Raw genomic sequence first — 14,282 nt, 5'->3', positions numbered from 1 at the left:
ATCGCGATCAAACCACTGCCGTAGGGAATTTCGTTGGTCTTACCGGCGTCGGGTGGATAGACAAATGCCTCAACGTTGAGCGGGCGCTTGATCAGGTAACAGAACTCCGCCATGCGGCGGGCTGCGTTGACGCCTGCAGCGCCACCCTGAATCACTACGCGGGTGTCCTTATTTGCCAGAATACTCATCAGACTCTCCTCTTTAGTACTGAGTGCTCAGTGCTGCGTGCTGAGTCGAAGAGTAACGCTGCTACTCGGCACTCAGGACTCAGCACTTTTTACTTATTTTTGTAGCGCTTTGTCGACGATGTCTGTCAGCGGGGTGTTACGGTCGAAGACGTGGATGTCGAAGCCCTCGTCCTTCAGTGTGCGCATTGCGTCAAGCCCTTCTTTTTCACGAGGCCCACCGCGGCGCACCCAAATCTTGACACCCTTCAACTTGCCGTCGCCCTTTGCCTTGCGGAATCCATTGATGATGCCGCCGAAGGTCTTCTTCACGTCGGTAAAATTTGCAATCGCCCCGCCGACGATGATGTTCTTGATGCCGGGCAACGAGCAGACCTTTTCCGTCAGCACTTCAACGGCCCAATCCGGAGGATCGCCCGAATACTCGGCATAGTTCGCCAGCTTGCCGCCTCGCGCCACGACGGCATCGGAGTAGTAGACGCTCGCACCGCCGCCGGCCGGCAGCATCGCCGTATCACCGCCTGGGATTTCGATGAATTTGACGGACCCTTTGATCTTGCTGTCAACCGCCATCACTTCCACTTCATCTTTACTGTAGGCACGTCCAAATTCCGCGGCAAACTGGAAATTCCAATCCGGGTGGCGGAACTTGGCATCGCCGTCCAACAGCGTCACGGCATCGAGCGCAATCAACTCACCGTCGCTCTCGCGTGTCACGACGGGATTCACTTCGAGATACTGCGCATCTTCGTTGTCGAAACAGGTAAACATCTTTCCAGCGAAATCAGCCATCTTCTTGGCGACTGGGCCGGTAAATCCTGCATCTTTGGCGAGTTTTTCAAGCTGCTCAGGGGAGGGGGCTTGCCCGATATCGAGGCACAACCGCTTCACACGCTCCCAATTGGACTCCACTTCGATACCGCCGCAATTGGCGACGAGGATCTCGGCACCCTCACGGGTGGACTTCACCGCGCAATAGTATTCTTCTTTGTGGGGGACCATCTCAGAGACGATGACCTGCGAGATGGTAATGCTGCCGACCTGGCGGCCGATCATTTCTTTGGTTGCCGCCACGGCACCGTTCAGATCGAGGCCGACCTTCACCAGACCGAGCTTAAAACGGGAACCCAGCGCCTCATGCGCTTTGGCGACCAATTTAGTCTGTTTCATCCAATCGTTGACTTGACCAAGCTTGGAGAGTTCGTCCGCAGAGGTGACAACCGCATAATGTGGAACGTGAATTCCCCACTTCTTCATCAGTCCCATCCCAGGACCTTCCAAAACCTTTGCCATGACAATCTCCTTCGTAGTGAACTCTAGGCGATAGGGGAGCCGGATTGTAACGGAAATCAATGGGATGACTCAAGACACCAGAGGGACTACAGTAAAGAGGATCAAAAGGCCTAGCATGGAACCTCGCAACCTATTTTTTGCTAAACCGAGAGAATATAAACAATTTTCGTTTATTACTTCGTAGATCGAAGTGACTGGCAGCGCGGACAAAAATATGAGCTTCGTTCACCCTGCATACGTCGAATCACTTCACCACATTGAGAGGGACAGGGCTGCGCCTCCTTTCCATAGACCAGATGCCGCCGCTTGTACTGACCTTCCGTTCCATCTGGGGCAAAAAAATCTCGGACGCTCGATCCGCCGCAGGAAATCGCCTCTTCGAGAACCTCTCGCATAATCCGATAGAGTCTTTCCACTTTTCCCACGGAAAGCCGTCCGACCTGCTTGTTTGGGTGGAGACCGGCCCTGAAGAGTATCTCATTCGCGTAGATGTTTCCGATGCCGGCAATGACTTGTTGATGCATCAACAGCGACTTCAACCGGCCGCGTCGTTCTCCCAGAACTCGCACAAAATCAGGCTGCGACACGAGAAGTGGATCAACCCCGAATCGGCGGACGAGATATCGCTCAAGCCCCGTCTTGTCCAGCAGGGAAAGACGGCCGAAGCGACGAGGGTTCCAGTACCGCAATTCCGACTCACTCGAGCCGTCGAACAGCAGCCTAACATGGATATGTTGTGGGTATTTCGTTTTCGTGGACTGGAACAGAAGGAGTCCGGTCATACCGAGTTCAGCCACGACATAACGGCAGGTTCTTTCATTCGCAAACCCAAGAGCGACGCTCTTCCCAAATCGATCGACTGACTGCAAGGTAGCGCCGCGATACCAAGGCAGTGTAGACAGTCCTTCCCGCACGATGTCCGCGCGTCCGACCCACACATCTCGTAACTGCGCTCCGAGGAGACGCGCACGGATCTGTCGGGCGACGACTTCCGCTTCTGGAAGTTCCGGCATAACCTCCACCAGTCACAAGCTGGAGACGAACTCCATTACGCCATGAGGATTCAGAAAAGGCAAGACCCGCGGCGCGAAGAATATGAGCGCCATGTTTGTGCGTGCCGACGAGTCGGTGAGCCGGCGGTGTCTTAGGTGTTTGCGGACGGGAGCCCTCGGCTTCGTCACGAGGCGAGCGGGTTGGTGAGCGCCCAGTATCTTAGAAGCTGAATCGAATCTTTATCTGAGCGATGCGAGAACGCAGCTGGAAGGTTTTCAACACCCTGTTAGGCGGCGCGTCGGAGTTGACGAACCTGCTCAATCGCGACTTGAAGATTCGGCAGCGGCATCGCACCCGGACGCCGAGCAATGACCAACTTCAAGACTTCATCGTAGGTCCGGCCTTCAATACAGCACAGATAGGCCATGACCACTGAAACCGAGCGGCCCATGCCTGCCCGGCAACAGACCAGCGTCCGACCTTTTGGCGCGCGCGGCTCAAGCCATTGGACAGCTTCCATGAGCTTAAGAGGATCGGCCTTGGCAAACTCTCGAAAAGGGACTCGATGATAGTCCACCCAGGCAGCCGGTGTGATCGAAAACTCTTCCGCCACAAGCAGAAGCGTGCCGATCACCTCCGATGGCTCTTGGGCGTCGTCGATGCTTCCCACCAACAGATTTTCCGTAATCAGATGCATCGCGTTGTCAGTATATCGCGCCTCTGATAGGCGTCAAGCGATCTCGCCGGCTCGGCGAGCCGGTTGCGATTTCATTTCCCCGCCCGCTCTACTTGCATCAACATGGTCACTATCACTCAGCAAGAAGTCGAGCGTCGCCTGAACACGGTCTCATGCGCTGTCTGCAAACAGTCGAGCTTCGCGATCGACGAACGGTTCATGGGAACAGACGGCGACTGGCGGGGCATCTGCAAGAAGTGTTACTACACCTTTCCAGTCTATACCGACATGGAGTTCTACCTCCGAACACAGCCGGATGTGCCGCTCCGGTTAAAAGAGATTTCCTGCACGGCCTGCAACCAGCAGAGTGTTAATCTCGATTTTCGGGCCACGTTGTCCGTGCGAGAAGCCTATTACTTCGTGACCTGTCGGAACTGTAAGCGACAATTCCCTGAGAAATCGTCGCTGGAAGCTTTTGAATAAATTTACCCATTCTCTTTTCGGTACTGGTGTATACTAAAACCCATGAGTGACAATCCAAAACAGCCTGACCCCTCTTCGCTAGAGGACAAACCCAAGGCAAGAAAAGAAATCCCTCTCATCGCTATTCAGGATGATGATGCGGTGATGGCCGAGGAAATGGCCGATCTCTTCGAAGAAGATAAAGTCTCCCACCAGCACGGAAGCTCCGAGCCGGAAGCGGATTAGCTGTCCAACGCTCTTAGCAATCAGCAATTAGCTTTCATCTCTTACCAGGTTTTATCAATCCTAATGATCAGCGCCAGCAGATCCGTCTGCTCAGACGCTTCGGCTCGCCGCAAGGCTCGCGGTACTGGCCAGCGCAACTAGCTGGCTTTCTGCTTCGCAAAACCATCGTCTGACAGCACCAGTCTCCATCGGAACGCAGGCTCGTCGCAAACTGCAGTGCCCTCGCCTCTGCGATTCGTTCGCGGAACCGTTCAGCGCTACTCTAAAAATAAACATTAGTCCCGCAATGCACAACCCGAAGAGTGGGGCACTATGATCTCTTCCCATCTTGGTAAGCGCTTAATGTGAAAGCGGAAAGGATAGAAGTTGAACTCTCGAGCTGTCTGACGATGCTTGAGGTCCAGACCACATACTCCCAATCGGCGTTTTGTTCCGTTTCCCCAAGGCCCTCGTTCCGGATGAGCTTCGAGGAAGAGAATGGAGACTCCTTTATACTCGTGAATAATTACAGCATCGTCAGGTAGCGGAGTTGCGGGAACCACTTCGTAAGGTCCACATACGCGGTGAAACCGCCCCTCAGATGCGGGAAAGATAGGAGCATCCTCCAAGTAGACCGCCGTGCCCACATGGTAGGGCACTACTCCCTTGCCGCTAAGTCGGATCAGACCACAATGCTTTTCATTGATTCCAAAAAGCCTGCTCTCCTCACATTCCTCAAAAAACCAAGTTCGCCAGCAGTCGCGTTTTCTAAACTGAATTACCTCGGTCATACAGGTCGCTAACTTATGGGGTCATGTAATAGCGATTCTAAATATACTGCAGACGGCGGATCTAAACATAGCCGCTTGATGATTCCTTCAGGATGTGGAGGATCGAACCACTCGCTGAGCATTCAACCAAAACTCTGGGCTGTTGCCAAATAATCGAGAGAGCCGCAGCACCATTTCGTGGCTCACTGCTCGCCGTTCCCGAAGCACTTCACTCACCGTCTGGCGCGAAACACCAATGGATTTGGCAAGACCCGACACGGGTAGACCCTAATCCGGGATGAAGCTTTCTCGCAGCATCTCACCCGAGTCCGGAGGACGGACTTTCCTAACTCCTTTATTGGGAATCGCCATGCCTCACCTCAAAGATACAATTCGGCGGTGCGCCGATTCGCAAATGTCCTGATCACACGCCGAATTGTCGGGACACCTTTCAACTGACCCCGACGAATACGGCATTTTATCACGCTGAACGAATGATGTGCACAGCAGTACCTTGCTCGATCCGTCCCAACGCCGAGACCTTGCCGCCCTTCTCCTTTCGCACAATTTTTTCAATTTGCACGATTGCGCCGCGATGCCACTGATCGAACGCTTCGTTGCCAAGAGAAGCCAGACGATCTTGCCGTCCGACTGCGGGGCGACCCTGTTCATTGCAAAGCCAGGCCCGCTTTTCTCCTTTCAATTCTCGAAGCTCGCTCACGACTCGGTAGACATCGGCCCTCCGATTCACAATTGTCTTGCCGTCGTTTCGCAACAGGAGATATGAGAACTTCAGCGCATCTTTGATAAAGCCGACTTCTTCATCGATTCCTTTGATGATCGCAGGAGGTTCCCAGGCTCGCTCTTCATGACACCAATCGTCGGGCTTCGCTAAGGCTGGGCAATTCGACTCATGGAGGCATGGACTATAAATGGTGCAACGCTTCATTTGGAGCAATCGATCACGCAACTGATGGAGTGCGCGGGAGGTTTGTCGTAACGCCGGCTCCACGATCATCATTGTGCCACGCGTCGTCAGTAACGTTAGAAATTCCTCCACAAGGGCAGTCCGAGCCATGATGGGATCGTCGATGTTTACAAAGATCTCATTCAAGCAGTTGGAGAGAATGATAAGATCAAACGGCCCTTTCTGCCGAACCTGTTCCAACCAGGCTCGTCGCTCCAAATCTCCCTCATACGTCCGCAAGTCCGCTTCTTGAATACCAGCTGCCCGACAATACCGCTCCCACAACTGTTTGGCTTGTCTGAGAGCCCCTGACGTATCATCGACAGCGGCAACTGATAATGCATTGGGTAACTTTCGCTGATGCCACCAGTCGAGTACTGCCAATGCTCCAGTCCCTGGGCCCGATCCAATATCGAGGACGGAAAACCCCTCGACCGGCTCGGGAGCCGGCATCTCCTCGAACAACAACTGGATTTTGACAAGATTGACCGGCAGAAAATACTGAAGGTACCCAACCCTCAAGAGGTCTTCATCTAAATATGACCTCGTTAAATGATTTCGATCTTTGGTAAAGAGTCGAGACAATTCCGCAACTGTCTGCGTCAATTTCTTTTGTGGAAGTCCTTCTCTCTCAACAAGTTCATTGATGACGTCAAGGAGTAATGGTGAAACCGTGGCGTTGAGGCGTCGCATAAGCCTAGTGTATGCTCGGCTTATTACGGAGGACAACCATGACGGATGAAATTCTGAGGGCGTATAAAGAAGTGGAGTCGGCTGTGGAGCGGTATATCAGGCTCCTGCATGACCATGTCACGATGCTGCAGAACACAGAACCCCCCGGCTCCGACAAGGTCGTCCGACTGACTGCCGGCTCGAAAGCCATGACAGACAGCGCGGGAATCTACCTTTCCTATGCGAAGTACGTAGCTTACGGCATGCCGGCGAGCGAGGAAATGGTCGAGGACGAGATCCAGGGATGAGTGTCGTTACTCGTCAAACGTTATTCGTTAAACGCATGAAACCTTTAATTAACGGTTATCGATGCACGAATAACGCGGCGCATAGAAAAACAAAGAGCCTGCCCGGAAACCCGGGCAGGCTCTTTTCATCTACTAGGAAACGCTGATTTAGATGCTGCGCATGAAGTGGGCGACCTCGTCCTGACTGATAGCGCCACCCATGACCTGCGACATCGCGACGTTCGTGGACTTTTTGCCGGTCAAGCCGGATTCGACTTCGTCCAGGATCAACTCTACCGGCATCGACTGACCGCCATACACACGTGGGCCGCCGATGATCTTAGCTTTGGAGTAACCATAGATCGCCGTTGCCACTTCCTTGGCCAGCCAGCCGACGTAGTTGAATTCCGGCACGACGATCAGCTTTGTATTCTTGCAGAGCTCGCGCAGCTCCTTCGTCGGGAATGGACGGAGCGAACGTACCTTGATCAACCCAACGTTGAGCCCCTTGTCCTTGCACAAGCGTACCGCTTCGCGCGATTGGGCTGCTGCGCTTCCGGATGCAACGATGATGGCATCCGCACCTTCGACATTTTCCGCTGTCAGCAAGCCACCCATGTACTTATTGATGTACTTGCGGGATCGTTCGACCGCTGCCCAGACCTCTTGCTGCCACACGGCATGAATGTTGTAGGCCATGAAGTTCGACTTCTGGACCGGGGCATCACGCGACAGACGAGCAGGAGGATTCTCCGCATCAAGGACCGGGACCGCGCCGCGCCAGGCTTCTCGTGGAGGCAACTTGATACCACGATCCTGCATACGCACATAGCCACGGGCATGGGTCACGAAGAACCCATCGCAGCAAACCCCCACCGGCAAGGTCACATCGTTCTTTTCACTGATCGTGAAGCCTGCCATCGTGAAATCGAACATATCCTGCTGGTTCTCCGCATGGAAGACAATCATCCCGCAATTCAGCAGGTAGGACACTTCGATGTTGTCCGGCTGAATGGCGAGCGGTGCATTGACTACGCGGCAAGTAAACATAGCGACGACCGGAAGGCGGTGACCCGGCCAAGAGGCAATCCCTTCCAAACCGCGTAACGTGCCAGGTCCGGCAGTCGCGGTATAGCAACGGACACCCGCGCGTGATCCACCGGCGATTGCCGCCATGACACCGACTTCTTCTTCGCCCCGGTAATACTCTTTCACGTAGCCTTCGCCGTAGAGAACGCCGACCAGCTGCATGGTTTCGCTCTGCGGAGTGATCGGATAGGCAATGGCCAAATCCACGTTCGAGCGGCGGACCGCTTCCTTTGCCGCTTCGCTGCCGGTGATGAATTCCTTCGTCCGCGGCGCTTCGAGGAATAGGTACTCAGGAGTCACGACCTTCTGTCGTTTTGCTTCTCCATGGGGATCTTTTTTTCCATCCGACTTTGGCACCGCGACGCTGGTGATCGGATCGCCTTGTGGATTGGTCTTGACTTCGGTTTCGCTCATGGTTGCACCTCTAATAAGATGGTGAGCTGCGCGCTCAACCTACCCCTCTCGCTTCATCTGTTCCGCTGAATGACCGAAGATCGCCGCACTGCCGGCTCCACCAGGAGTCGGTGCAAACGCCATCGGATTGGTGTGGGTCTTCCCATTATGCACCTTAGATTGCGTTCCGGTAAAGCGCACGTTCTCGCCGCTCTCCGGCAACTTAATGCCCATTTCTTCGCGTACCCGCTTGAAGATCTGAGCAACACGTTTCAACTTTTCCGTATCTGAGTCACGGATGGTGAGCATGGCATCTTCATGGCCCTGCTCGGCACAAATCGCCATCGTGCAGCAATTCGTTCCTGCCCGGATCATCTTGAGGGTCAGATTCGCATAATGACAATGCACCCCGATGAAGATACAAGCTTCGATCTTATTGCCCCAAATCGTGAGATTGGGATGATTGGGGTTGATGACTTCTTCCGGATCGATCTTTGGATACTTTGGACGATAGTCCGGCATGGGAATAATCATGACTTCCGGAATCTGCGCGGCGATTTCCAACGTTGCCTTCGCTTTTTCCACTGCATGATCGTTCCAGGCCCAGAGCAACAGAGGTCCGGGAAAGAGGGTCGCGTTCGGGCTCGTCAGCATTTTACGAGCCATCTCTTCAATGACAACCTCCTCGTTCGGCTCAAGGAGGCCATAGTACAATCCCTGCCCAGGATCCGGCAGGGCTACACCTAACTGGGCCGCAGACGGTGGATGAAATCCCGCTGGACCCGGCACAATGATTCGTTCTCTGGTATCTTGTGTGGTGGCCACGCCTGATTCCCTTTCCTTACTACCCGACGACAGGACTTGCTAAAACAGCTGTGGTGCTCTTTTCACCATAGGTAATGTTGTCTGTCAGCGCTGCCTTGGGCAGCTGATCGATCATGATCATTTTGATGGCATTGTTCTTTGCCATGTTGTCGCAGACCCACACGCATTGCGCGCACCCTTTGCAGCGGTCCACCGCCACGTAGGCCGAGCCGTACTTGAATCCCTTGTCCTTGCCCATCTCATCGCTATACTGGATGGTATTGGCCTCCGGGCAATATTGCGTGCAGAGCTTGCAGCTCTTCGCCGCGCAGATCTCGACGCTGATATCGGCTACAAGATACATGATGCTCCTTTATGCAGTAGCTGCCGCCACTGGTTCCTCCACCCGCTTGACGTCCTTGGACGCCCAGCCGTTGTCGACGGCGTAGTTCCACCCAGCGCGCATGACGGCGACGTTCTTTTCGATCAGTTCCTGTTTCTTCTTAAACTTCCGTTCAACGACACTATCGAGGGCTGCAGTACCGCCGGATACCACAAAACCTTTGCCCAGGAACCGATCTTTCACGGCCTGATCCAACCCTGCCATGCTCGTCAGGCCCGTGATCGCACCGATACAACCCATCAATGCCATGTTAGTGGCGAGGTCCATGCCTGCGACCTCTAATGAGATCTTCGTCGCTGGAAAATAATAGAGCTTTGCCCGAAGCTTCTTCAATTCAGCCGCCTGATCCCTGTGAAGATTCATCGGCCCATCGTTGTTGATCAGAGCAACTCCATCTTCTTTCAGACCAAAGTAGAACGGCATCGTATAGGACTTACCGTGCGTAATGACCTGCGGATGAAAGATGATGATGATGTGCGGAAACGTGATTTCACCAATTTCATAGATAGGCTCGTCCGAAACACGGACATAGCTTTCCACAGGCGCCATTCGCTTTTCCGACCCGTAGAAAGGCACGATGGTGCTTTCGCCGCCGGCATTGATCACGGCGGTGCTCAGAATATGCGAGCCGGTGACAACACCTTGGCCCCCGACGCCTGCCATTCGAATATTAAATCTCTTTGCCATGATTGACCTCCTTGGGAACGTCTAGGCTTTGCCAGGAATCGCGGCGGCAGGAGCAGCCGGCTTGGCGAGGAATTCCTTGTAGCCGTAACGCTCAGTGAGGTATTGCTTCGCTTCTTCACTGACGTATTCCGTGAACTGATACCGGTCATTCTCGACCGCCTTCGCATCTTCCATGACCTTGTCGGTCGGAATGGCGTACTCGATGTTGCAGGAGGTATACGCCTGGATATAGGTCGAGCCGACTTCACGAGCGATCAACACAGCCTTCTTAATCACGCTTTCCACACGGCGCGGGTTGTTCGGCACCACCGTGGCGACATACGCGCAGCCGGCGACTTTCGCCATCTGCAACATATCCATCTTCTCAAACTTTTTGCCGAGGGGAGCCATTTTCAACACGGCGCCACGATTCGTCATACCGCTCTCCTGGCCACCGGTATTCCCGTAGACTTCGTTGTCCAACATGATCGTCGTGAACCGCTCTTTGCGGAACCAGGAATGAAGGACCTGCTGGAAGCCGATGTCCGCCGTCCCACCATCACCGGCCATCACAACCACGTCCTTCGGCTTGTCGCCGAAGCGAAGTCGTAGGCCCCGGGACAGGCCGCTCGCCACTCCGTTTTGGTCACCGTAGTTGCCGTAGACAAAGGGAATCGCCGCCTGAGAGATGGCCAGACGACCGCAACCAGCCGTCCCGACAGTAATCGTGTCTTCGGGATTGGGAAATGCAATCATGGCCAGCCGAATGAAGAGCGTCATGGCACAGCCGGCGCACATGGGATGTTCTTCCAACACTTCCTTGAAGCTTCCCATTTGTGAAACAGTGACCTTCTTTCCAAAAGGCCCATGTTCCACCATGTCCCGATATTCCTTTGGCATAAACTTCTCAAATCCATTGGAAAATTTGACATAATCAAGACTCATCAGACACCTCCCTTATATCGTTGGCAACGACGGACCGTTGCTCATATTCTTCCACTACTCACATGCATCGAAAAAGAATTGAGGCTTGAGGATTTGACAATACGGACGACGACCTAATACTCACCTAGCCTTGGGCATCCTAGCAAAGCCGAAAAAAGACTGTCAATCTTTGCTCAACCTTTTCTTGTCTCCGTAACTACCCACTTGTCATAGATCTTATTATGACTTTTGTTATGAATTCTCTACAATATTCTCTGATAGTATAACGCCATGAAAATCAAAGCAACTTCTAAGAGGGCCCAAGCTTTCCAAAAGAAGGCCTAGATTCATCTGATGGGATAGGCCATTCGCCCCAAACGGCCAGAACGAAAAATCGCTAAAGGATCCGCCATCCGAACTTTCCACGTTTATACATTGCCGATCTCCCACATTCCGTTTACACTGCACGTCATGCCATTACGCGTTCTCATCCCGGGGGAAGATGATGCCGGTGTCCATGTCGGCGGAGTTCATAAACGCCCGCCGATTCCGGACGATTCAGCCAAAGCTGAATGTCCGAAATTCATGGCACATGGCCCGTGCGGAGGGGTCCGAAAAGGTGGGTTCTGCGAAGTCTATCCCGAGATGAAATGTCCATGGGTCTCGCTTTATATAGAACTGGAGAAGCTCGGCCAAACTGAATGGATGAAACAAATATAAAAGCGGTGAGGAGTAAAGAGTAGTGAGTAAACGGTTGGGAAAAAAGACTCGGACGACAAACCTCGGTTACAACGAGCGACACGCGAAGAGCGGAATTAGCTCCCCTCTACCCGACATCGAGACCTTCCCGAACCAATATAAGGGATATGAAATTACGATTGAGATCCCCGAGTACACGGCGATTTGTCCAAAAACCAACCTGCCGGACTTTGGAACCATTACATTGCACTACATGCCTGATAAAGAATGTCTTGAGTTGAAAGCGCTCAAAATGTACATCCACGCATACCGTAATCTCGGCATTTTCTACGAAAATGCCGTCAACCGAATCCTTCAGGATATTGTCAAAGCCTGCCGTCCCGTATGGGCGAAAGTCACCGGTACCTTCACTGCGCGCGGTGGGTTGTCGAGTAAGATCGAAGCTCGGTATCCTTGATCCCATCAATAGGGCTCTGGTCATCAGTCATTGGCAAAAGACGTCGATCTTTCATCTTGAGTGACCAATGACTATGACGTTAACTTCTTTTTATGGCCACATACGCAATCGGCGATGTGCAAGGATGCCACGAGGCCTTGCAACGTCTCGTTCAACATATTCGCTTCGACCCCACAAAAGATCGACTGTGGTTCGTCGGCGATCTCGTCAACCGCGGGCCTGATTCCCTTGGTGCGCTTCGCTACATCCGTTCGCTCGGACCATCTGCCCGCGTCGTGCTCGGTAATCACGACATCTTCCTTCTTGCCGTCTCGGAAGGAGTAGCGACGCTTCGACCCAAAGATACGATCAGCGACGTATTGGAAGCCGGCGACCGGCTGGACTTGATCGATTGGCTTCGGCACCAACCCCTGCACTATTGCGAGGAATCGTTCTTCATGATCCATGCAGGTTTACTCCCTCAATGGACCACGCACGATGCCGCTCAATTGGCCGGCGAGGTCGAGACCGCACTACAACGTGACGGTTTCCGATCGTTCTTACGATCACTCTTCCACGAACCGGTGGTCACGTGGAACCCCCGGCTTATCGGCACCTTACGGTTGGCCACCATTGCGCGCGTGCTGACCAAACTTCGCGCCTGCTCGCGGAGCGGCAAGATGACCGATTTCTCTGGTCCGCCGCAAGAGGTACCGCCCGGTTACGAAGCCTGGTTCAACATTCCCGGTCGCAAGAGCGCCGACACTACTCTGATTACAGGGCACTGGGCGGCGCTGGGCCTGCATATTGAGCCGAATCTGCTGGCAATCGATAGCGGCTGTGTGTGGGGACGGCAACTGACAGCGGTGCGACTGGAAGATCGGACGGTCTTTCAAGTTGATGGATTGGCGCGGCCTTAACGCACACTCAGTTCAAATCCCTGCGACCAGGCGCACCAAGGGAACGCGCTCGCCGATCCCGAATGTAATCGGTGTCTTGAGTTCATCCGGATCGACATAAGTCCCAAACAGTCGGTCCCACACCGAGAACGTCACTCCGAAATTCGCATTGGCATGCTCCGAGTTTTCACTGTGATGGACATGGTGATACCTCGGCGTCACAACGATCCATTCCAGCCAATTCGATCGCCAGGTGACATTCATGTGCATCCAGTCGTTCAAGAACATGTGGGAAGACAAAACCGCCCAATACATCCACCATGGCGCACGGCCGAAAACCGAAAAAGCCATCATCCAAGGGAAGTTGAACAATACCTGTTGGAGAAAAGAAGCCCGATATCCGGCAAGCCAGTACATGTGCGTCGGAGAATGATGCCATTTATGGATGCGCCAAACTGGGCCAAGATGCAGAAGCCGATGTACCCAGTAGGCGCCGAAGTCTCCAACCACATAGTACAAGGCAAAAGCCGCCGCGGTCGGAACGACCGAGATAAATTCGGGTAATACCGGTCGAATCACAATCTGTTCGCTCACATACAAGGCGACAGGGAGCAGCAGGTACCCGACCAGCGCCGCGCCGACGATGTCCATCAAAAAGATGGACCGATAGGGCACCTCTCTCGCCGGCTTCATCCATTCAAGTGCCGTGACGACGATTACCCGCACGGTGAACAAAAGAGGAATGAAGAGGTCATGGTTGAAGACGAACTGCCGGAACTCTCGGCTCGGCAACCACTCAATCCATTCCATTGTGCCTATCCACCCGTCAATGCAAGTCGAGGGCCGGACTCTAGCAAATGAACTCAGCCCTGTCTTCCCCACTTTCGAACAGGAAACAGATCGTAGCGGTGGCGTGGAGATATGGAATTCTTGGTGCGGAACAACTAGGAGAGACCGTATAAGAGTCTAGTGATAACTTTCTGAATCCGACGGGAACTTCCCCTGTTCCACTTCTTCTTTATAACGACTCAGCGCTTGGAGAGTATCGGCTTTGAGGCGACCGTAGGTCTTCACGAATTTCGGGATGAACGCATCAAATAGTCCGAGGAGATCATAGAGGACAAGCACTTGACCATCACAATGAGGCCCCGCCCCAATCCCGATGGTAGAGATTGAAAGGGCTTGGGTTATCTTCTTGGCCAGAGCAGCCGGCACCGCTTCCAGCACAACGGCGAATGCCCCAGCAGCTTCAAGGGCTCTCGCATCATCCAGTAGTCTGGAGGCGTGATCGTCGGCTTTCCCTTGAACCTTGTATCCACCCAACGCGTAGACTGATTGTGGTGTCATGCCCAGATGGCCCATGACAGGAATCCCCACGCTCGTCATGGCTTTAATTCGCTCCGCCATCACGGCCCCCCCCTCCAGTTTCACTGCAAAGG

17 protein-coding genes and 2 pseudogenes are annotated in these 14,282 nt (G+C 53.7%); 6 read left to right on the top strand and 13 right to left on the bottom strand.

What is annotated here, in order from left to right:
• From ACOSYY_RS05665 to ACOSYY_RS05650, 4 genes and pseudogenes are all read right to left on the bottom strand, one after another.
• Positions 1-188: pseudogene (locus tag ACOSYY_RS05665) on the bottom strand (citrate/2-methylcitrate synthase); the annotation flags it as partial.
• 93 nt (positions 189-281) lie between these two features.
• Positions 282-1,523, bottom strand: coding sequence for an ATP citrate lyase citrate-binding domain-containing protein (locus tag ACOSYY_RS05660; protein ID WP_526023287.1), 1,242 nt, complete (start codon positions 1,521-1,523; stop codon positions 282-284).
• 128 nt (positions 1,524-1,651) lie between these two features.
• Positions 1,652-2,491 (bottom strand): bifunctional DNA-formamidopyrimidine glycosylase/DNA-(apurinic or apyrimidinic site) lyase, encoded by an 840-nt coding sequence (gene mutM / locus ACOSYY_RS05655; protein ID WP_421661291.1) that lies wholly within the window; start codon positions 2,489-2,491, stop codon positions 1,652-1,654.
• Positions 2,492-2,757: 266 nt separating this feature from the next.
• Positions 2,758-3,168, bottom strand: coding sequence for a dual specificity protein phosphatase family protein (locus tag ACOSYY_RS05650; protein ID WP_421661290.1), 411 nt, complete (start codon positions 3,166-3,168; stop codon positions 2,758-2,760).
• Positions 3,169-3,270: 102 nt separating this feature from the next.
• Here ACOSYY_RS05650 and ACOSYY_RS05645 point away from each other — a divergent pair, with 102 nt between their 5' ends.
• Together ACOSYY_RS05645 and ACOSYY_RS05640 are read left to right on the top strand one after the other, a co-directional pair.
• Entirely contained in the window at positions 3,271-3,630 is a 360-nt protein-coding gene (locus ACOSYY_RS05645) for a hypothetical protein (RefSeq protein ID WP_421661289.1), read from the top strand.
• A 42-nt stretch (positions 3,631-3,672) separates the two neighbouring features.
• Positions 3,673-3,855 (top strand): hypothetical protein, encoded by a 183-nt coding sequence (locus ACOSYY_RS05640; protein WP_421661288.1) that lies wholly within the window; start codon positions 3,673-3,675, stop codon positions 3,853-3,855.
• A gap of 875 nt (positions 3,856-4,730) precedes the next feature.
• On the opposite strand, the pseudogene ACOSYY_RS20380 reads toward ACOSYY_RS05640, so the two are convergent.
• Together ACOSYY_RS20380 and ACOSYY_RS05630 are read right to left on the bottom strand one after the other, a co-directional pair.
• Positions 4,731-4,976: pseudogene (locus tag ACOSYY_RS20380) on the bottom strand (HigA family addiction module antitoxin); the annotation flags it as partial.
• A 109-nt stretch (positions 4,977-5,085) separates the two neighbouring features.
• Positions 5,086-6,264 carry a small ribosomal subunit Rsm22 family protein gene (locus ACOSYY_RS05630; protein WP_421661286.1) on the bottom strand — a complete coding sequence of 393 codons (1,179 nt, stop codon included), beginning with the start codon at positions 6,262-6,264 and terminating at the stop codon, positions 5,086-5,088.
• 38 nt (positions 6,265-6,302) lie between these two features.
• On the opposite strand from ACOSYY_RS05630, the gene ACOSYY_RS05625 reads away from it, so the two are divergent.
• Positions 6,303-6,551 (top strand): hypothetical protein, encoded by a 249-nt coding sequence (locus tag ACOSYY_RS05625; RefSeq protein ID WP_421661285.1) that lies wholly within the window; start codon positions 6,303-6,305, stop codon positions 6,549-6,551.
• A 147-nt stretch (positions 6,552-6,698) separates the two neighbouring features.
• Here the strand turns inward: ACOSYY_RS05625 and ACOSYY_RS05620 are convergent, their stop codons facing one another.
• Genes ACOSYY_RS05620 through ACOSYY_RS05600 form a run of 5 tightly spaced genes read right to left on the bottom strand, consistent with a single transcriptional unit; the run spans position 6,699 to position 10,830 of the window.
• On the bottom strand, positions 6,699-8,033 hold the full coding sequence (locus ACOSYY_RS05620; protein ID WP_421661284.1) for a transketolase C-terminal domain-containing protein: 1,335 nt from the start codon (positions 8,031-8,033) through the stop codon (positions 6,699-6,701).
• A 39-nt stretch (positions 8,034-8,072) separates the two neighbouring features.
• Positions 8,073-8,837, bottom strand: a complete 765-nt coding sequence (locus ACOSYY_RS05615) for a carbon monoxide dehydrogenase beta subunit family protein (RefSeq protein WP_421661283.1) — start codon at positions 8,835-8,837, stop codon at positions 8,073-8,075.
• Positions 8,838-8,856: 19 nt separating this feature from the next.
• Positions 8,857-9,180 carry a hypothetical protein gene (locus ACOSYY_RS05610; RefSeq protein WP_421661282.1) on the bottom strand — a complete coding sequence of 108 codons (324 nt, stop codon included), beginning with the start codon at positions 9,178-9,180 and terminating at the stop codon, positions 8,857-8,859.
• A 9-nt stretch (positions 9,181-9,189) separates the two neighbouring features.
• Positions 9,190-9,906, bottom strand: coding sequence for a 2-oxoacid:ferredoxin oxidoreductase subunit gamma family protein (locus tag ACOSYY_RS05605; protein ID WP_421661281.1), 717 nt, complete (start codon positions 9,904-9,906; stop codon positions 9,190-9,192).
• A gap of 21 nt (positions 9,907-9,927) precedes the next feature.
• Positions 9,928-10,830: a thiamine pyrophosphate-dependent enzyme gene (locus tag ACOSYY_RS05600; RefSeq protein ID WP_421661280.1), complete on the bottom strand. Its 903-nt coding sequence runs from the start codon at positions 10,828-10,830 to the stop codon at positions 9,928-9,930.
• Positions 10,831-11,280: 450 nt separating this feature from the next.
• On the opposite strand from ACOSYY_RS05600, the gene ACOSYY_RS05595 reads away from it, so the two are divergent.
• The 3 genes from ACOSYY_RS05595 (at position 11,281) to ACOSYY_RS05585 (ending at position 12,864) form a co-directional block, all read left to right on the top strand.
• Positions 11,281-11,529 (top strand): methylenetetrahydrofolate reductase C-terminal domain-containing protein, encoded by a 249-nt coding sequence (locus ACOSYY_RS05595; protein WP_421661279.1) that lies wholly within the window; start codon positions 11,281-11,283, stop codon positions 11,527-11,529.
• 22 nt (positions 11,530-11,551) lie between these two features.
• Positions 11,552-11,965, top strand: a complete 414-nt coding sequence (queF, locus tag ACOSYY_RS05590) for a preQ(1) synthase (RefSeq protein WP_421661278.1) — start codon at positions 11,552-11,554, stop codon at positions 11,963-11,965.
• A 92-nt stretch (positions 11,966-12,057) separates the two neighbouring features.
• Positions 12,058-12,864 (top strand): symmetrical bis(5'-nucleosyl)-tetraphosphatase, encoded by an 807-nt coding sequence (locus tag ACOSYY_RS05585; protein WP_421661277.1) that lies wholly within the window; start codon positions 12,058-12,060, stop codon positions 12,862-12,864.
• A gap of 12 nt (positions 12,865-12,876) precedes the next feature.
• Here ACOSYY_RS05585 and ACOSYY_RS05580 read toward each other — a convergent pair whose 3' ends face one another.
• On the bottom strand, positions 12,877-13,653 hold the full coding sequence (locus ACOSYY_RS05580) for a sterol desaturase family protein (protein WP_421661276.1): 777 nt from the start codon (positions 13,651-13,653) through the stop codon (positions 12,877-12,879).
• A 156-nt stretch (positions 13,654-13,809) separates the two neighbouring features.
• A partial coding sequence (gene panB, locus ACOSYY_RS05575; RefSeq protein WP_421661275.1) for a 3-methyl-2-oxobutanoate hydroxymethyltransferase occupies positions 13,810-14,282 on the bottom strand: 473 nt, incomplete at its 5' end.

The sequence above is a fragment of the Nitrospira sp. BLG_2 genome, assembly GCF_049222245.1.
The sequence above is the reverse complement of the archived record's forward strand: the minus strand, read 5'-3'. Positions and strand labels throughout refer to the sequence as shown.